Origin of the sequence: Akkermansia biwaensis, from assembly GCF_026072915.1 — a bacterium.
In the GTDB taxonomy this organism is placed as follows: Bacteria; Verrucomicrobiota; Verrucomicrobiia; order Verrucomicrobiales; family Akkermansiaceae; genus Akkermansia; species Akkermansia biwaensis.
Window position 1 is genome coordinate 291,974 of record NZ_AP025943.1, and the last position, 19,956, is coordinate 311,929.

General features: G+C 61.2%; 9 protein-coding genes. All 9 read right to left on the reverse strand.

Annotation, left to right across the window (positions count from 1 at the left end; all coding sequences use genetic code 11):
- Positions 1–125: 125 nt before the first annotated feature.
- Positions 126–9,581, reverse strand: a complete 9,456-nt coding sequence (locus OQH67_RS01140) for a hypothetical protein (RefSeq protein WP_215437417.1) — start codon at positions 9,579–9,581, stop codon at positions 126–128.
- A gap of 770 nt (positions 9,582–10,351) precedes the next feature.
- On the reverse strand, positions 10,352–11,155 hold the full coding sequence (trpA, locus tag OQH67_RS01145) for a tryptophan synthase subunit alpha (protein WP_215437415.1): 804 nt from the start codon (positions 11,153–11,155) through the stop codon (positions 10,352–10,354).
- 13 nt (positions 11,156–11,168) lie between these two features.
- Positions 11,169–12,344 carry a tryptophan synthase subunit beta gene (gene trpB / locus OQH67_RS01150; protein ID WP_215437412.1) on the reverse strand — a complete coding sequence of 392 codons (1,176 nt, stop codon included), beginning with the start codon at positions 12,342–12,344 and terminating at the stop codon, positions 11,169–11,171.
- Entirely contained in the window at positions 12,341–12,988 is a 648-nt protein-coding gene (locus tag OQH67_RS01155) for a phosphoribosylanthranilate isomerase (RefSeq protein ID WP_130082953.1), read from the reverse strand. The genes trpB and OQH67_RS01155 overlap by 4 nt, the downstream gene beginning before the upstream one ends.
- Positions 12,985–13,770 (reverse strand): indole-3-glycerol phosphate synthase TrpC, encoded by a 786-nt coding sequence (locus OQH67_RS01160; protein ID WP_215437410.1) that lies wholly within the window; start codon positions 13,768–13,770, stop codon positions 12,985–12,987. Before OQH67_RS01160 ends, OQH67_RS01155 begins: the two co-directional genes overlap by 4 nt.
- The gene (trpD, locus tag OQH67_RS01165) at positions 13,760–15,352 is read right to left on the reverse strand and encodes an anthranilate phosphoribosyltransferase (RefSeq protein WP_215437407.1); all 1,593 of its coding nucleotides are present in this window, start codon (positions 15,350–15,352) and stop codon (positions 13,760–13,762) included. The genes OQH67_RS01160 and trpD overlap by 11 nt, the downstream gene beginning before the upstream one ends.
- Positions 15,336–16,742, reverse strand: a complete 1,407-nt coding sequence (locus OQH67_RS01170; protein WP_218957807.1) for an anthranilate synthase component I family protein — start codon at positions 16,740–16,742, stop codon at positions 15,336–15,338. Before OQH67_RS01170 ends, trpD begins: the two co-directional genes overlap by 17 nt.
- A gap of 406 nt (positions 16,743–17,148) precedes the next feature.
- On the reverse strand, positions 17,149–17,553 hold the full coding sequence (locus OQH67_RS01175) for a hypothetical protein (RefSeq protein WP_215437404.1): 405 nt from the start codon (positions 17,551–17,553) through the stop codon (positions 17,149–17,151).
- A 146-nt stretch (positions 17,554–17,699) separates the two neighbouring features.
- Positions 17,700–19,928, reverse strand: coding sequence for a sodium-translocating pyrophosphatase (locus OQH67_RS01180; RefSeq protein ID WP_149876186.1), 2,229 nt, complete (start codon positions 19,926–19,928; stop codon positions 17,700–17,702).
- Between the last annotated feature and the right edge of the window lie 28 nt (positions 19,929–19,956).

The following is a 19,956-nucleotide window of genomic DNA, read 5'->3' on the forward strand; positions in this document are numbered from 1 at the left end:
CCAGGCAGGCCTGCACAGCCTGCCCTTTGATATACGCTGATATAGTCAGGGCCGCCCCGGTTGATCCGGGACGGCCCTTCCAGCCATGGGAGAATTCTGCCGATTCTTCTTTTCTGAATACCGTCCTAGAAGTTGTAGCGGTAGCCAATGCTTCCGTTGATAGAGCTGGAGCCGCTGCGGATGTCCGCATTCCCGTCCGCAAAGATGACGCTCTGCGTGCCCACCGGGATGCTCAGGCCCACGCCAACCTGGAAGGCCGTAGCCCCCGCCTTGGCACCGTATACCGGGCGCGTGTAGGAGGGGTCCGCCAGGAAGCCCACATTGGCCTGCCCGCGGCGGTCGCCCATGTCCTGGGAGACATTCGCCCGTACTTCTCCCAGCGCTTCCCGCCCGAAGAGGTTGGAGCCAAGGAGGCCGGAGAGCCTGGCGCCCACCGCAACAGCCGCCGTAGTCAGCTTCTGCTCTTCCACCCTCAGACCGGCGTTTCCGGCGGAACCGCTTTCACTGTAACCGTCCATGCGCGTCGTCACGATGGAGGCGTTGAACAGGGGCTGGAGAATCACGCTCTTGTCTTCATTGAGGGCGATGTCGTACGCCAGTTCATACATGGCGCCGAAGCCGGACCCGGTCGTGCTGCCGTGGGCCTGGTAGGAGCCCGTGCCGTAGTCCACCGTGCGCGTGAGTTTGGCGTCATTCCAGCCGCCCGTCAGAATCAGCAGGTGGGACCACTTGCGGGACTGGTAGCGGGCGAACAGGTTGACGTAGTAGCTGTCCAGGTCTCCGTCCGCCGTATCCGCCGCATTCGCGGTCAGGCTTCCGTAGTTGGCCGTGAACGCCGCGCCCGCGGTGAGGTGGTCGTTGATATCCACGTCCATGCCCACCGTTCCGCCCCAGGTAGAGAGCTTGTAGCCGCTTTCGTCCCCCTTGGCGTCCAGCTTGGCGTAAGACCCGGTGCCCTGCATCCACATGTGGAAGTACGGCATGTCTTCATTAATGTACGCGGGATTCACGCCCATCTGCGCCACGCGGTTGCGTATCCAGCCCATCTGGTCACGCAGGGAGTCCCGCTGGGCAATGCCCAGGCTGGTGACCGTACTGCCCGCGGCGGCGGCCAGCTTGCGTGCCGCTCCGGAGTAATCCCCGCTGTTCTGGGAGACCAGCACGGAGGTGTACAGGTCGCGCAGGGTGGTTCCCTCCTCCATGTGGTAGCGGGAGTTCCAGAGCAGGTCAGCCCCGGTGGACGCATTCCGCGTGAGGGAGGAATCACGGAAGATGTTTTCCGTGCGCGCCGTCCCGGTGAGGATGATGGCCGTCATGCTGTCATTGGTAGCCAGGTGCAGGTTCTCATACAGGGAGCTGAGGATCATGTCCTGAAGGGTGACGTTGTCTCCCAGAGAGACCAGCGCACCGTCCGTCGTCTTGAACAGTTCCATGTTCAGCGTTTCCGTATTCCCGGTGACCAGGGTGTCCAGGTTGCTCATGACCAGCGTGACTTCTCCCGTTCCGTCACCCAGCGTGATGTTCCCGCTGGACGTGACGAACGGGTTGCCCAGCCCTTCCACCGTTGTGGAGGAGGTGGTGATGGTCACCGTGCTGTTCCCCGTTACGCTCAGGCCGTCCGTGCCCAGCGTGAGCTGGGTCTTGGGATCAGACGCGCTGCCGATGTTGAGCGTGCCGCCGTTCACCGTGATGCCCTTGTAAGCCGCCTGCGCCGGATTGCCGCCTTCCGTCGGCGCTCCGGCCAGGGTCAGCGCGCCGCCGTCGGTCACGTTCAGGTTGTAGCCGGCGTTGCCCGCGCCCTTGATGGTTTGTACGCTGCCGTTTCCGGATTTGAAGTTGAGCGTTCCGGAAGCCCCGTCCAGCGTACCGGTAAAGGTATGGGAGGTGGAGGAGTCCACCGTCATTTCCGCACCGCTCAGCTTCAGGGCGCCTCCGCCCGTCAGGCCGGAAACCGTGTTCACGGAGCCGGCCGCGGTGGACAGCGCGGAACCTTCCCGGATGTCCAGCAGAACGCCGTCCAGGGAGGAGCCGTTGCCCAGCGTCAGGGAGGAGTCCGTTCCGTCCCCGCCCAGGGTCAGCGTGCCGTCCCCGGAGATGGTCACGTCCGTCACATGGCTGCCGGCCTGCTGTCCGGTGACCACGAGCTGGGCGCCTTTACCCAGATCCAGGGTGCCGCCGCCCGTGCCGGAGGCCAGGTTTTCCACCGTCGTCACGCGGGAAGCGCCGTCATTCCTGCCGCCCAGCGTAATGTCTCCGCCCGCGAGTTCCAGCGTGGTGAGGCTGTTGCCCGTGCCGTTCAGGACAATGTTCCCTTCCGTGGAGCTCAGCTTGGAGTCATTCCCCGTGAAGCTGCCTTCCACCGTAAGGGTTTCAGCACCTTTCTTGATGAAGTCCACATGGTCGCCGCTGATGGTGCCGCCGTAGCTGTTGCTGCCGGCGTCCACGTTCTGGATCAGGTCCACCACGGCATGGTTGGCCGCCGCATCCGCCGCCGTATTCGTCACCACCAGGGCGCCGTTGCTGCCGATCAGGTTGCTGACTTTCAGGCCGTCTCCGTTCCGGGAGGCGTCCGGGGCTCCGTCCAGGCTTATATTAAGCGTGGTTCCGTTGATGCCCACGGCCTTGTAGGGGTCTAGGGCGGCGTAGTCGGTGATGTTGGGGTTGTCGGAATTGGGGGTGGTATCCACCAGGTAGACTAGGTCCGTATTGCCGCTGACCATCAGCGTTCCGTCCGCACCCAGGACTTCCGTCACCGCATAACCCAGGGAGGCCAGCAGCGGGGAGAAGCTGATCTGCTTGTAATTGTCCACCGTCAGCGTTCCCGTGGTCAGCACCAGTCCCACGCCGTCCGCGGAATCCCGGTTGGCGGAAAGCAGGTCCAGAACGCCCTGGTTGCTGAGGTTGATGGTCGTGGTGGCGGCGGAGAGCGTCAGGCTGTCCGCGTCAATGACGCCCTGCCCGGTTGCTCCGCCCGCGGTCAGGCTGCCGCTGTCCAGCTTGAGCGTTACCGTTTTGCCCGTCATGTCCAGAGGACCGGAAACTCCGGTAAGCCGGGAGAAGTCCTCCATGACGATGGAACTGACGAGGCTGCCGGACAAGCCGCCCAGATTGATGGTGTTCAAGGCGCCCTGCGTTCCGGCGGAGGCCGCCACTTCCACGTTTCCGGCGGTTTTGGCGCCCGCGTTTGCCAGGCTGCCCTTCGTGATCAGGATGACGTTGGCTGCATTCTGGGAGGCCAGGTCCAGAACGCCGTTGTTGATGGTGACCCGCCCGGACCCCAGGGAGTCAGCCCCCGCCAGAGTGACGGTGCCCGTTCCGGAAAGGGTGGTGGACCCGGTAAATCCGGTATTGCCAGCCGCCAGCGTTATATTCCCGGTGGTGTCAATGACCAGGGCACCGGCTCCGGAGAGGGCTCCCGCCCAGGAGCTTCCGTCACCCAGCCGCGCCGTAGCGCCGCCTGCAATGGAGAGGGTGCCCAGGAAGGTGTTCGCTCCCATGAGTTCCAGCGTTCCGGCGTTCACGGATACCGTGCCGCCGGCCGTGCCGCTGATGACGCCGCCATAGGAGAAGTCACGGGCAAAGGCCAGCGTGGAGTTGTTCTGGATGTCTATGCTGTCCCCCAGCTTGGTCACATTGGCGGAGTTCACCGTGACCGTGCCGCGGTGCACCTTGAGCTGGCCGTCCAGGTTGACGCTGCCCGTCAGGGTGATGTTGCCCGCGCCCTGGGTGGAGAACGCCGTGCCGCTCAAATCGCCGCTGAGGGTGAAGTCCTTGGTGGCAAAAATCTGGTTGCCCGTAAAGACAATGTCATTGGCAAAGGTTCCCCCGGCCGTCCCGTTCCACTCCGTACGGACATTGGAGTCCGCCAGGTTCACGGTGCCGTCCGTTCCCATGGTCACGTTGTTCAACTGGAAGTACCCGGCTGTCACGGACAGGGTTCCCTGGAATTCCGTGCTCATGTTCAGGACATTGGCTCCGTAGTTGGTTCCCAGCCCCACGGAAATGGTACCGGTCCCGGAGGCGTTCAGGTTGAGCGCCGTGTTGTCATTGGCGCCGCTGACCGTCAGCACGGAGCCGGAGGCCAGCTCCACGGTTTTTCCGTTGGCCAGGGCCTTGGCGGCGGTAGCCGTCACGTTTTCACCCAGGATGAGGGAGCCGTCCGTCCACGTCATGTTATCCGCGGTGAATGCCGTGGCAAAGGCGCCGGAAGCCAGATTGAGGCTGCCGCCCTGCAGGTTGATCATGCCCATGCCCGGCTGGACGTCCGCCGTTGCCAGCGTGAGCGTGCCGCCCGTAACGGTGACGGCTCCGGAACCCAGGGAATTGGCGACCTGGGCCACCAGTTCGCCCTGCTGGATGGAGATGGCTCCCGCCCAGCCCGTGTTGTCCAGATTCAGGGTCAGCTTGCCTTCGCCGCGCTTGGTCAGCGTGCCCTGGGCAATTTTCCCGGTGCCGTCCGAGGCGAAGACATAGTCGCTGCCCGCGGCGTTGTTCACCGTGATGGAGGCCGGATTCACCGCCCCGGACAAGGTAACGGTACCGGCACCGGAGCTGTTGAAGACCAGGTTCTGCCCGGCGGCCGTATCCGCAGAGCCGTCAATGCCCCACTGGGCGCCCGTGTTCGTGTCGCTCCAGGTCATGCCTTCCGTTCCCTGCCAGATCCACACGTCCCCGGCGGAAGTCACCACCAGCTTGAGGGTGGTGCCCGTCTGGACCAGTTCGTAAATCAGCGTTTCGTCTCCGGTGTATCCGGCCCAGTTGAAGATGGCGCTTCCGGCATCAAGCCCGCTTGCCGCGGAGATGAGCGTGTATTCCCCGGCTTCCGTAATCCCTTCAAGGCCGTTCAGGGTGAGGGTGAAGGTTCCGGCGCCGAAGGCTCCGCCCACCCCCATGGAGGAACTGATGTCCATCGTCAGGGTGGAGCTGTTCGCCAGATTCAGCGCGCCGGCGGTAGTCATGCGGGTGTTGGCGGCCATCGTGATATTCCCCAGAGCGGTGGCTCCGGTGGAAGTCAGGGCCAGCGCTCCTCCGCGGATGTCCGTGAGCCCGGTATAACTGACCGTACCGCCCAGCGTCAGCGTTTCATCGCTGACCTTGGTCAGGGACAGGACTCCGGTTGTGTCATAGGAGATGGTGGTGGCTCCGTAGGCAATGGCAACGCCCTGGTCCGTGATCGTTCCGTTGTACGTGCCGGAACCCACCGTCAGCGTGCGTGCGCCGCCCACGGCGCCCACCTGGGAGTTGGCCGTGCCGTCCAGGGAGGCGATTTCAATATCCCCCAGCACGCGCATGAAGGCGAATCCCGTGGTGTCCGTGCCGGACGTAAGGGTCACCCCGCCCTGCGCCATGGAGGTGCGCATGTCAAGCCCCGTGCTGTACCCGTTGGAGGCGTTCATGGTGATCATGCCGGTAAATCCGGAGGCGTCGCCGCCGATGATGAGCTTGCCGTTGGAATTGTACTTGTTGTCGCCCGCTCCGCGGCTGTAAGTGAGACTGCCGGCGCCGGTGAGCGTTCCGGTGAAGCCCATTTCCTTGGCCCAGCTCGCTATGCCGGTAACTGTCACATTCCCGTTGACGGTAACGTTTCCGGTAAAATTGTATTGATAATTGGTGGCGTTTGCCTGGGAAGCGTCATTCCATCTCAGGGAGACGGAATCCGAAGCGGAAGTTCCCAACACCAGGTCGGAGCCGATCACATGGTGGGAATTGCTTCTGCCGCTGATGTTCAGCATTGTCCCGTCATGGAGCGTGACGGAGGAACCGGCTGATCCCCAGTTGATGGAAGCTGTATTATCCCCCACCTGAAGGTTGCCTTCCTGCACCAGAATGTGGCCGGAATTGGACCCCGTCAGTTTCAGGAGCCCCGTACCGGTTTTCCGGACGGTCCCGGCTCCGGTGATGGCATTGCCGAAAACGATGTCTGACGGAGTTGCCAGGGTAATGAAAGAATTGGCGTCCGGTGAGAGAGAGAACACCGGGTTGGTCACGGCGCCCAAATCCACCGTAACCGTCGCGCCGTTGGCCGCTCCCAGGAAGGAACCGGCCCCCCAGGTAATACCTGTGGCAGGCAGGGCCGTATCATAACTGAACGCCAGAACGCCCTGCGACACGGCGACGGTGGTTCCCGTGCCGAGTATGGAAGCGGAACCGAGGACCAGCGTCCCGGCGCCTTCCTTGGTAATGACCGTATTGGCGATTCCTCCGGTTCCCGTCAGTTCGTAACGGGTGGTGGAGTTACGGACCAGCATGGAGCCGGGGGAAACTTCGGAATCAAGTTGCACCACGGAGGCGGCCACTCCGGCCTGGTCTGCAAAGGAAACCGCCAGACCGTCCGCATACGTGGCGGGAGCGCCGCCGTTCGTCCAAATGTTTTCCGCGCTCCAGACTCCGTTTTCCCCGCCCGCCCATAACAGAAGGGTTTCCGCCGTATAAACCAGATCCCTGCCGTTGGCGGAAACGGCAATGGTTCCCGCCACGCCGTCTGCAAAGGTAGCCTTGATGGAGGAGATGTTGGTCAACCTGGTGGTGGAAAGAACGGACATGCCGTCTGTCAAGGCTCCGAATCCGGTGAGATCCAGGTTCAGTTCCCCTTCCGCGGAAAGGGAGAAGGCGCCGTTCACGTTGATCCCCGTTCCGGCTCCTCCAGCCAGTGCCAGCGTGCTGGCGCTGTCCACGTTCAAGCTTCCCGTAAAAAAGGAATTCTGGAACATGGTCACGATGTCGAAGCCGGTAATGACCGTATTGGAGAAGGAGATGGCCTGGTCAGCCGTGCTGCCGTAACCGCCCAGCAGCAAGGAGGAGGAGCCTCCCACCGTGCCGCCTTCCGTCACCCCCAGCGTGCTCCCCGTACGAAACTCGGCTTTTTTGACGGTCAGGGTGGCGTTCCCGCTTACGGTGGAATTTGCTCCGCCGCCGCCAGCATACAGGGCTCCCGTGTAGGCGCCGCCATCCAGCGTCAGGCTGGAATTGCCCCTGACGGAGGAAGTTCCGGCGGTGCCGTAGCCGCCTCCGTAAATAGCCCCGGTGAAGACGGCGGCGCTGGCGGCGGTAATGCTGACGCTGGAGTCTCCGTTAATTGTATAGGTTCCGGAACCGCCCGAATAGGAACCGCCCACGATGCTCTTGACAAAATTGCCGGAGGCCGTCCCCAGGTCAATCGTCACATTAGTGCTGCCGGTGATGGCGGCGCTGGAAGTATTATTGGTTTCATAAGCGCTGCCGCCTATGATGAAGCCCCTGACCACGGAATTAAGCGAGACGGTTTCATCCGTGACGCTCTGCATGCTGCGCACCACGACGTATGTGCTGCCGTCAATGTTATTGGTCGAGTTGTGGGCCGCCGTGCCCCCGCCTATCAAACTGCCCTTGATCACGGCGTTGCCGCCGACGGACACGTACACATCACCCGTGATTCCGGCCGCCTGGCCGTCCTTGTAATTGCCGCCTACCACCCAGTTGACGGAAGTATCTCCCTGGATCTGGGTATGGACGTCGCCCGTGATGTCCCATTTTCCGGAACCGCTCCAGTTGTTGGCATAACTGCCGCCAATAATCAGGCTATAGTTGCCCCCCAGCACATCCGTCCAGATGTCGGTGGTAATCGCCGTGGCCGTGGCGTTGGTCGCGGCATCGTAATAACCGCCTGCCAGAGTCACTCCCGTCAGGTCGCCCGTTCCGGTCACGGCGTTCACGGAGCCGAACCCTTCCTGCATGGAGGAGGCGCGGATGTTGTACAAGGCCAGCGTCTGCTGGTCCGCCAGCGTGCCGGCGGCGGAGGCGGGAGCGTTTTCCAGGCCCCAGACGGAGTCCCAGACGGTGTCGTACGCGCCGGAGCCCGTAAACGTGATGACCGTTTTTCCGTCCACGGTGCTGATGGTGTACAGGGAGGCGTCAATGTCCGCCAGCGTGAAGCCGGTCCCCAGGTCCACGCCCAGGTTGTAAGAGGTGTTCACCAGCGCTTCGGAACCGAACAGGTCCTGGAATTCCTGGAAACCGGAGAAATCAATCAGGCCGGAAGTCAGCGTCACGTTCTGAAGTACGGTACCCACGTTGTCCATGGAGGTGTAGTACAGGCGGCCTCCGTCCACGGTGACATCGCCCGTAATCGTCCCCGTGCCGTTGGCGAGAATGCCCATCGTTTCCCCCACCATGACGGCGTTCTGGAAATTCATGGTCCCTGCGGAGGCGGAGATAGTTCCGTTCCCCGTCAGCCCAGTCACGTTCATGGTTCCGGCGCCCGCATCCAGCCTGCCCCCCGCAAGGACGGCATTAATGTCGCCGGCCTTGGAAAGCACGGCGCCGGAGTTGACGGTGTAGGTTCCCGTAAGCGCCACGTTCTCGGAAAGGTGTACCCAGCCTGACTGGGCGACGAAGTTGCCAGCCCCGGTGATGGAGTTGTCAATGACGTCCGCCGCCTCTCCTGCGGTGCCATAATACGTAAGGTACTGGTTGCCGGAGGAGGTAGTCACGGCGGCGGTGCCCAGGGAACCGGAAGCATTGATGCCCAGGGAGGTGGAATTGCGCGTGATGGCGATCGTCCCGCCGATCTGGTTTTCCGTGCCGGCCAGGGTGTAATAAGTGTATTCGCTATCAGCCCCACTGATGGAAAAACCGGAGACTGCCGTAAGCACGCCCGTGAATTTGATATTCTTGCCGTACTGGGTGGTCAGATTTACTCCGGTGCCGAACGTCGTTGTCCCGGAGAAAGTAAAACCGTCCCCATTGATGGAAGCGGCATCATAATTATAGTATCCGGTGACGGCCGGGCCATCCTGAACGGTCAGCGTCGTGCCGTCCCCCATGACCAGCTTTTGGGACCAGTTGACATTGCCGGAAAACAGGGAAAGTGTGCCGCTGCTGATTTTAAGGGTGGCATCCGCGGAGGCGGCGGGAGTCAGGGCCACGGTCTTGTCGGAATTGCCCAGGGTGAACGTGCCCCCACCCGTGTAATCAACCGTCACGGTACCACCAAAGCTGCCGCCGTAGGAGGAAGAGTCCCCGGTAATGGTCAGCGTGGTCCCCTCCCCGGTAATCAGGGCGGCGGTATTGTTATGCTCCAGCTTGCTGATGGAGGTATTCACGCCCGCTTTCAGCACGGAGGCGCCGGTGGCATAACCATGACCGCCCAACCTGATCGTGGCATACTGGGCCGCAAGCGCATGGTTGAGATTCAGGAAGTTGTTCTGCGTTCCCGCCGTTGTGTTGGAGAAGAGGGAAATAACTCCATTAAAGGTACCTGGACCATTCAGGTTCAGGGTGGAAAGGTTAACGCCTCCGTTGGCGACACGGTTTACCGTTAACACGGCTTCCGGGGCGTCCCCATTCAGGTTCGTGATCGTGGCTGTGCCGGCGCCGGCAAAATTCAAGGTGGTGGAAGCCGTAACCGTGCCGACGTCATAGGTGGAAGTCCCCCCTGCCGCCACATTCACCTGCGTTCCATTGAAAGTAACATCCGCCGCATGGGAGAGCGACATAGTTGCCAAAATACCGGAAAATCCTACAAAAGTGGCGGTTCCAAGTGTTACTCCGGAAAAGGTGGTCATCAGGGCGGCTAACAAATTCAACGGCAGGTGTAATTTCATGTATCTTTTGACAGTTAATGTTTTATTTAAACAGGAAGAAACTTCCTCTTAACTTGGTAAGGCAAATATGATCATGGTGACCATACAGGATTAGCAATCCGTCGTCAAAGGAAAAGTATCAATCACAAGAGTTTTCTATAAAAAAGAAAAAACAGTCGAAGGTGTTTTTCTCCGGTTTTAATGGCAAGAAATCTTTAATACATCTCATAAACTATTAAATATGATTAGTTTCCTTCTGCGGCAAAAGATGAAAGAAATACGACGGATTGCTAATCCGTTCTGCAAACCCAAAAAGTAATAAGTACAATAAGTCATTATTAATCAATTCTTTCTGAACCTAAAGAAAGTTTCTTTATCTCCCAATCCATGTTTTTACAGGGAATAACGGCATTCCAGCTTCCGAAAAAGCAGGTAGAAAAGACAACTCTGGAAACAGCATGAGAATATTCCTATTTTTTATGAATTTCAGGAAAAACAGGTAAATAAAAAACGCTGCGTGCCGCAGTATTTGGAAGGATGATTAAAAATGAAAGGGAATGCCAATCCATCAACACTCATGCACTACTCGGAAGCTCCGTCAATATCCGGGAATGATTTTCTGGAACAAATCACTCCCCACCCCATACAACCGGCCATTCTGAAAAAGTCCGGATCAGCCGTTTTTTAAAAGATCGAACGCGGGTTCAGGTATCCCTTCCGTCTTTCGGAAGCAAAAAGGGGCCGCCCCACCCTTGCATGGTGGAACGGCCCCTTTATATACTGAAAATGGATCAGGAAGGCTTATCCCCATTCTCCGTCCATTTTTTCAGGAATTCTCCCGCATCTCCCCCTGCAGCAATGTGCTTGAGCAGGGCGCTTCCCAGCACGGCGGCATCCGGACGGGCGTCTTCCGGCAGGGCCTCCAGCTGGTCCGGCGTCTGGAGGCCGAAGCCCAGCGCCAGCGGAACGTCAAATACGGAACGGGCGCGGCGCATGGTCTCCGCCACGCTCTGCTCCAGATCCGCCTTCCCTCCCGTAGTGCCGAGGACGGACACCACGTAAACGAATCCTTCCGTACAGGGCTTGTACTCCTTCATGCGTTCCACGGAGGTGTTGGGAGCCACCAGCGTTACGAGCGTCAAGCCATAAGGGGCAAAAGCTTTCCTGAACATGCCGGATTCTTCCAGCGGCATGTCCGGCACGACGAAGCCGTGGACGCCCGCTTCCACCGCATCCCGGGAGAGCCGGTCCAGGCCGTATTGATAAAAGGGGTTCACGTAACCCATCAATACCAGCTTGGCGGAGAACTGCCCCTTGCGGGCTTTCAGGCCGTCCAATATCCATTTCAGGCTGACACCGCGGGCCAGCGCGTCCCGGGAGGCGTCTTCAATGACGGGACCGTCCGCCACCGGATCGGAGAATGGAACGCCTATCTCGATGATGTCCGCCCCGGCTCCGTCAATGCGCTCCAGATGGATCCAGAAGGAATCCATGTCCGGAAAACCGGCGGTGATGAATGGAATGACGGCGCGGCGCCCCTTGGCATGGGCCTGTTCCACGGCTTCCTGCAACGGTGATTTCTGCGTATTGTTCATGAAAAGGCGGCAATTAAATGTTCAGATATTTTTTAACGATTCCCAGGTCCTTGTCTCCGCGGCCAGAGAGGTTGACCAACACGTCGCCCCCTTTGGGCAATTCTTCCGCGTGGTCCAGCACCCACGCCACGGCATGGGAAGATTCCAGCGCCGGAATGATACCTTCCCCCCTCGTGAGCGCCTGGAAGGCATTCAGGGCGGAAGCGTCGCAAACGACTCCGTAATGCACGCGGCCGATTTCCGCCAGATGGGAATGTTCCGGGCCCACGCCGGGATAATCCAGCCCGGCGGAGATGGAGTGGGAGGGTTGTATCTGGCCGTCCTCGTCCTGTAAAAGCATGGTCACATGGCCATGCAGCACGCCGGGACTCCCCAGATTGATGGGGGCGGAATTGTAGCAGCCGGGCTCGCCCGTGCCGCCGGCCTCCACGCCTACGAGACGCACATCCTCATCCTCCACAAAGGGGTAGAGCATGCCGATGGCGTTGGAGCCGCCTCCCACGCACGCCACCACCACGTCCGGCAGCCTTCCGGCGCGCTCCAGCATTTGCGCGCGCGCCTCCCGGCCGATGACGGACTGGAGCTGCCTGACCAGCGTGGGGAACGGATGGGGCCCCGCCGCCGTACCAAAACAGTACAGAGTATCCGCCTGATGGGAAATCCAGTAGCGCAGGGCCGCGTTAATGGCGTCCTTCAGCGTGCGGGAACCGCTGTCCACGGGAACTACCTCCGCACCCAGCAGCTTCATGCGCATCACATTCATGGACTGGCGCTCCACATCCTCTGCCCCCATGAAGACGGTGCAGTCCATCTTCAGGCGCGCCGCCGCCGTGGCCGTGGCCACACCGTGCTGGCCCGCCCCGGTCTCCGCGATGAGGCGCGTCTTCCCCATCATCCGGGCAAGGAGGGCCTGGCCCAGGGCGTTGTTGATCTTGTGGGCGCCCGTATGCAGCAGGTCCTCACGCTTCAGCCACAGGCGGAAGCCCAGTTTCTCCGAGAGGTGGGGGCAGAACGTCAGGGGCGTTTCCCTGCCCGCGTAGTTGACCAGCAGATCCTGCAATGCATCCCGGTACGCCGGGGACTGCATGATGGTGTCCATGGCCTGTTCCAGTTCCATCAGGGGGGGGCGCAATGCCTCCGGAACGAAACGGCCGCCGAAATTGCCGAAGTATCCTTCTTTGTTATTCATGCGATGTGGTAAGGTGTGTAGGAAATGAGGGGCTTGAGCGCCGCCAGAAGCTTTTGCGGGCTTTTCTGGCCGGGAATGGCCTCCACGCCGGAATTCAGGTCAATGCCGTTCGGGGTGCACTGTTCCAGCGCCCTGTTCAGGGAAGCGGAGGAAAGGCCGCCGGCCAGGAACCAGGGGCGCGGGGCCTGCAGGGAAGCCAGCGCCTTCCAGTCCAGCGCGGTTCCGTGGCCGCCGCCCTGCCTGCCGGCATCCAGCAGGAACCAGGAACAGCTGTCCGCCCAGAGGTCCATCTCCCTTTGCATGGCGTCCAGGGAATCATAACTGTCCGGCCACAGAACCCGGATGACTTTTCCCGCGCCGATCCGGCGCGCGCAGTCCAGGGACTGGTTGCCGTGGAGCTGGGCGAATTCCAGCCGGGCCGTCTTCATGATGTCCATGATCTGCTCCGCATCCTGGTTCACGAACACGCCCACGCGGCGGATCAGCGCGGAATCCAGCGCGGCGGCGCGTTCCGGCGCGATATAGCGCGGGCTTTTGGGGTGGAACACGAACCCGCAGAAGTGGGCCCCCATTCCCATGGCGGTTGACAGGTCACTCTGGCGGGTAATCCCGCACACCTTGATTGCGAATGAATGTTTCTTCATCTTGTTTCTTCTAAAATTGCAGCCAGTTTTTCACCCGGCTTTCCGCCGTCCATCAGGGCTGTGCCCATCAATACGGCCTGGAAGCCCGCTTCCGCGGCTTCCCTGAGATGCTCCCCGGCGCTCATGGCGCTGGCGGCTATCCACACTTCCCCGTCCCGGCGGAGTTTCCCCAGGTCTAGGCAGGCCTGCCTGTCCGTTTCCAGCGTATCCAGGTCACGGGCGTTCACCTGGATGATGCGCGCGCCGGATTCCCGGGCAAGCGCCAGGTCCCCCTCGTCAAAAATCTCCACCACGGCCTGCATGCCGTAGGCTTCCGCCTGTTCCCGCAAAACACGGAGTTCCCGTGCATCCGGCGTCAGGCGCACGATGAGCAGCAGGGCGGAAGCCGGGGTGGAAGCCGTCTCCATCACCTGAAGCTGGTGGAAAATGAAATCCTTGCGGAGCATGGGAACCCCGGTGCGGTGCATGCGTTCCAGATACCCGATGCGGCCGCCGAAAAACCGTTCCTCCGTCAGCACGGAAATGCAGGAGGCCCCGGCGGCGGCATACTGTTCCGCCACATCTTCCGGCTTCAATCCCTGGGCAATGACGCCGCGCGACGGAGACGCCTGCTTGAATTCCGCAATCACGGCCACGGGCTGCCCGGCGGGTGTCTCCGCAATCGCCTTCAGAAAATCCGGCCTGCGCCCCTTCCAGGGGCGCGGCAGTTCCCGGCGGGACGCCAGGTCCGTGAGCAGGGCGATTTCCTCCGCCTTGGCCTCCCTGAACCGGTCAAGCAACATGGAGCGTTCTCCTTCCTACGCCGGCGCACACGGCCTCACGGGCCTTCGCCATGCAGACGGCCAGGTCCATGTGGTCCTCCAGCAGGAACATGGCCATGCCCACATTCAGAATCACCATGTCCATCATGGCGTGGGGGCCCCTGCCCGCCAGAATATCCTTCAGCACGGCCACCGCCTCCGCCTTGGAATGGACGGCCAGCTCCCCGGGATCACAGGGCTGGATGCCGTAATCGGCTGGGTCCAGCGTCATGGGCGTCAGCTTCCCGTTGTGGACGATCATCATCTTGGTGGGCCCCAGCGGCGTCACCTCGTCATACCCTCCGGCGCCGTACACCACGGCCGCCCTGCGGATATGGGACTGGCTGAGGGTTTCCGCCAGCAGTTCCACCAGTTCCGGACGGGCCACGCCCAGCAGAATGTGGGTGGGGCGCGCCGGGTTGATCAGAGGGCCCAGCAGGTTGAACAAGGTGCGGATGCCCAGTTCCCTGCGGATGGGCCCCACGTTGCGGAAGGCGGGATGAAAATTCGGCGCGAACAAGAAGGCGAAATTCCGTTCGTCCAGCAGGTGCTGCACGTCCTCCGGAGCCACGTCCAGCGGGAAACCCAGCCCTTCCAGAGCATCCGCGGACCCGCAGGAGGAGGACACCGCGCGGTTGCCGTGCTTCACCACCTTGTAGCCCATGCCCGCCAGCGTCAGGGACGTGGCGGTGGAGCAATTGAAGGAGCTGCGGCCGTCGCCGCCCGTGCCGACTACGTCGATGCAGTCGCCTTCCAGCCCTTCCACGCGGTTGGCGCGGCCCAGGGCAATGCCCACGGCGTGGGCCATTTCCAGCGGGGTTTCCCCCTTCATGCGCAGGCCCATCAGGAAGCAGCCCGCCTGGGCCGGCGTCATGCGTCCGTCCATGATATCCGCAAAACCGGCGGCGGCCATGTCCGCCGTCAGGTCCTGCCCGGCGGCCAGCGTATCCAGAATGCGGTTGATCCGCTTCTCCTTCTGGCCGGCGGGAACGACATTGTCCGGGAAATTGCCCAGAAGCTGGAGGCCGTCCGGCGTCAGGATGGATTCCGGATGGAACTGGATGCCCACCCACGGGCGGTCGTTGTAGCGCAGCGCCATAACCTCCCCTTCCGGACCGCGGGAAGTGACGGTGAACCGGGGATTTGGTTCGTCCTCCTTGGACTGGACCACCAGGGAATGGTAGCGGCCCACGGTCATGGGATTGGGAAGTCCTGTGAACAGCCCGGCGCCGTCGTGGATAATGTCCGAACTCTTGCCGTGCATCACGTACGGAGCGCGGGAAACCTCCGCCCCGGCAAAATAACCCAGAAGCTGGTGGCCCAGGCATACGCCCAGCACGGGAACGGCGGCGGGAAGGCGCTTCAGGAACTCCAGGCACAGCCCTGCGTTGCGCGGATGGCTGGGGCCCGGGGAAATGCACACGGCTTCCAGTTCCGGGCTGGCTGCCAGGTCCAGAATGCGCGGATCGTCGTTCGCGTACACCACGGGCTTGCGGCCCAGGGAATAAAACGCCTGCACCAGATTCCACGAAAAGGAATCGTAATTATCAATGAACAGAAACATGGTCTTCTCCTTTCAAAATCACGTCAATAATCCTGCCTTTATTCATGCACTCCTGCCATTCGGCGGCCGGATCGGAATCATAAACGATGCCGGCGCCCGCCTGCCAGTGGATGCGGCCATTCTTCACCCACATGCTGCGGATGGTGATGCCGGAATCCATATGCACGCCATTCTTGTCCAGCCCCAGCCAGCCGATGCACCCGGCATACGGGCCGCGCGGCAGGGGCTCCTCCTCCGCCAGGATTTCCATGGCGCGCACCTTGGGTGCGCCGCTCACCGTTCCGGCGGGGAAGGCCGCGCCGAGAATGTCGATGGCGTCCAGACCGTCGTTCACCTGGGCGGTCACACGGGAAGTCATGTGCATCACGTGGGAAAAACGTTCAATCTCCATCAGCCTTTCCAGCTTCACGGAGCCGGGTTTGGCGACGCGTCCCAGGTCGTTGCGGCCCAGGTCCACCAGCATCACGTGTTCGGAACACTCCTTGGGGTCCTTGAGCAGGTCGGCGGCCAGGGCGGCGTCTTCCTCGTCGTCCCTGCCGCGCTTGCGCGTTCCGGCAATGGGAGAAAGCTGGAGCTTGCCGTCCGTGCAGCGCACCATCAGCTCCGGGGAGGAACCGAACAGGGTGACGCCCGGCAGGCTCATGAAAAACATGTACGGAGAAGGGTTGATGCTGCGCATGCGGCGGTACAGCGTGAAGGCGTCTCCGTGGAACTCCGCGGAGGCCTGGGAGGAAAGCACCACCTGGATGGCCTCCCCGTTGTGCAGCAGCTCCTTGATATGCTCCACGCCCTTCATGTAGCCCGCCTGGTCCGGCGTGCGCGTGACCTCCCCGATGGAGGGTTCCTCCGTCTCGTGCAGGGGTGTGTGGGCAAGGTCGCGGTGTTCGCCCAGGCTGATCTGGGTAAGGCGGTTGTACAGGTGGTCAAACACGATCACGGTGCCGGCCAGCACCAGGCAGGACTCCGCGGAAGAGGGGGGAATGGTCTGCGCCAGCTTGGGCTGGAAAAGGGCGGCCGTCTCATACCCGAAGTAGCCGTACAAAGCCCGCGTGATGGGGGCCTGCCGCTTGTCGTCGCCCACCAGTTCCAGCCGCTGCATCAGGACGCGCAGCCCGTCTAGATAAGGCATGCCGTCCAGCTCCTTCAAGGAGGCCAGCCGCTCGTCGCTGACGGTCAGGGAAAGCCGGGCGTCCGCACAGGAAACGGTCATCAGGTAATCGCAGGCGATGACGCTGTAGCGGCCCCACTTGCCGTCCACCTCCGCGCTTTCCAGCAGAAGACCGGGGGTTTGGTCCCGGGTGAGGCTCAGGAACAGGCTGATGGGCGTCTCCAGGTCGGCGCTCAGGCGCCGGCTGTGTTGTTGGAGGGTGATGATGGATGGTGGTTGCATGGATGGATCATTGTGTAAGTGGAAAATAAAAAAACTGCTTTGACTCTCGGAGGAATCAAAGCAGTTCTAAAAAATTATCATAGCTGAACGCCACTACTGCACATCGGGATTCCCCCGTCCGGACATGGGTACACGCCACCAATACCCGTTGCCGTAATAACGGGTGTTGCTAAAAAAGGGCTGTACTGTGCTGAATGGCATCTGCGCGTTTATTACTCCTCTCCCCCGCCCTTGTCAAAAAAACTTTTCGTCAATGGCAGAAAAAAATCCAGGCAGCCCTTCCTGCCAGCCGGCGAAAAAGAGCCCTTTACACAGCATGCGAAAAAAGGAACGTCAAAAAACGGAAGAACCGGCCGCCGGAATCTTCACAGTCTCCGAACGCCTGTTTCCGCCCCGGATGCACCGGCTACTGTTTCTCTCCCCGCACACGGCTTTCCATTTCCAGAAGGCGGCATTTGGCGGCAAGCCCTGCCTCCTGGGAGCGGTATGCTTCCAGCCGGAGGGAAGGATCCGCCTCCAGTGACTTCTGAAACACACGGTATTCCTCTTCACGGAGAGCCACAATTTCCTTTTGGAAGGCTATTCCCTCCTTGAGGGAAGCGGCATGGTCGCGGCGGAACTCCAGAAGCTGCAATCTGGCGGAAACAGTCTCCGTCCAATGGCACAATCCGGACTTGTAGCGCTCCTTCATCAGATCATCTATCCTGACCAGGATTTGTTCCCGTTCCTGAAGGAGTGATTTCATCGTTTCCCCTCCCGGAGAGGCGGAAGCAACGCATGCCGTCAGCAATAAAAGCAGGGTAGTTCTCATGACTCCCCTTGTACACCGCAGGAAAACCGAATCAAGAAGAAAAAACAGCGTTCTTCCCTGAACGGCAGATACTACCCCCATATAAAAAACGGGAGCGCCGGCGGTTACCCGGCACTCCCGTTATCATGATGCAGCAAGCTCCCTGCTTAGAACAGAGTCACGGCGATGTTGACACCGGCGGTGACAATGGCCACCATGCTCATCAGCTTGATCAGGATATTCAGAGAGGGGCCGGACGTATCCTTGAAGGGGTCGCCCACCGTGTCGCCGATGACGGCGGCCTTGTGGCTTTCCGAGCCCTTGCCGCCCACATGGCCCTGCTCAATGTACTTCTTGGCGTTGTCCCACGCGCCGCCGGAATTCGCCATGAACACGGCCAGAACAAAGCCGGAGGCCAGCCCGCCGGCCAGCAGGCCGAACACGCCGGGAACGCCGAACACCAGCCCCATGCAAATGGGAGTAATCACCGCCAGCACGGACGGCCAAATCATCTCATGCTGGGCGCCCGCCGTGGAAATCTCCACGCAGCGCACGTAATCCGGTTCCGCCTCCCCGGTCAGAATGCCCTTGATTTCCTTGAACTGGCGGCGCACTTCCTTCACCATCTTTTCAGCGGCACGGCCCACGGCGTTCATGGTCAGGCCGCAGAACAGGAAGGACATCATGGCGCCCACGAACAGGCCCATGAGCACCTTCGGATTCATCAGGGTCACCTGGAAATAGCCCATGAACTCGGACAGGGTGCAGGTGGTGATCTTGGACACCTCCACGCTCACGGCATCATTGATCTTGTACATGGTATTTCCGGTGGCCTCGCTCCAGTGCAGGATGGAAATCTTCAGCTCTTCAATATAAGAAGCCAGCAGGGCCAGGGCGGTCAAGGCGGCGGAGCCGATGGCAAAGCCCTTGCCCGTGGCGGCCGTCGTGTTGCCCAGGGCGTCCAGGGCGTCCGTGCGGCGGCGTACTTCCGGGTCCAGCTTGCTCATTTCCGCATTGCCCCCGGCGTTGTCGGAAATGGGACCGTAGGCATCCGTCGCCAGCGTCAGGCCCAGCGTGGAAAGCATCCCCACGGCGGCGATGCCGATGCCGTACAGGCCCTTGCTCATCTCGGCCCCGGTAAAATGCCAGTCCCCGGAGGCCATGCCGTAGGCCAGGACGGTGCCCACCACGATCGTAATCACGGGAATGCAGGTGGAAATCATGCCGATGCCGATGCCGGAAATAATGACGGTGGCGGGACCGGTCTTCGCGCTGTGGGCGATCTTGCGGCAGGGGTAGGAATCATGAGAGGTGTAATGCTCCGTGCTCTTTCCGATGATGATGCCCACCGCCAGGCCGGTCACGATCGCGCCCCAGATGCCGGCCCAGTTGTCCAGCCCGATGAGCTGGAGCAGGAAGGCGGAGGCAATGGCGATCAGGAAGGAGCTGAGGTTGATGCCGCGGTTCAGGGCGGCCATCAGTTCCGTCTGGGAGGCGCCGCGCTTCACGCGCACCGCATACACGCCCAGGAGTGAAAGGATGGTGCCGAGGGCGGCAATCAGCATGGGGGTGAGAACGGCCTTGATCGCCATGTCCGGCACGGCTATGTAGGCCGCCGCGCCCAGGGCGGCGGAAGCCAGGATGGAACCGCAGTAGGACTCGTAAAGGTCCGCGCCCATGCCGGCCACGTCGCCCACATTGTCGCCCACGTTATCCGCGATGGTGGCTGGGTTGCGGGGGTCGTCTTCAGGAATGCCCGCTTCCACCTTGCCCACCAGGTCCGCGCCTACGTCCGCGGCCTTCGTGAAAATACCGCCGCCCACGCGGGCGAACAGGGCCTGGAGGGAGGCGCCCATGCCGAAGGTCAGCATCGTCGTGGTAATCACCACCAGGCGGGTGGAAAGCTCCATGTCCTCATAAAACCAGTCCAGAATCCAGTACCAGGCGCCGATGTCCAGCATGGCGAGGCCCACCACGGTCAGGCCGAGAACGGCGCCGGAACGGAAGGCAATCTGGAGGCCGGCGTCCAGGGAATGGCGGCAGGCGTTCGCCACGCGGCCGGAAGCGTACGTGGCCGTCTTCATGCCGATATACCCGGCAAGGCCGGAGAAAAAGCCGCCGGAAATAAACGCGAAAGGCACCCAGGGATTCTGAATGTGCAGGCAGTAGGCCAGAAAGGCGAAAACGACCGTGATCAGCACGAAAAAAATGGCAACAATCTTGTATTGCTGCCGTAGGTAGGCCATCGCACCGCTGCGAACATGCTTGGCGATCATTCTCATGACCTCGTTCCCCTCATCCTGGGCCTTCATGCGGTAAAAAAACACGCCCGCGAAAACGAGGGCCAGCACGGAAGCCGATGGGATGAGCCAAAATAAATCCTGGATGGTTATCATTGTCAGTACACTTTAAATTAAAGTGGTA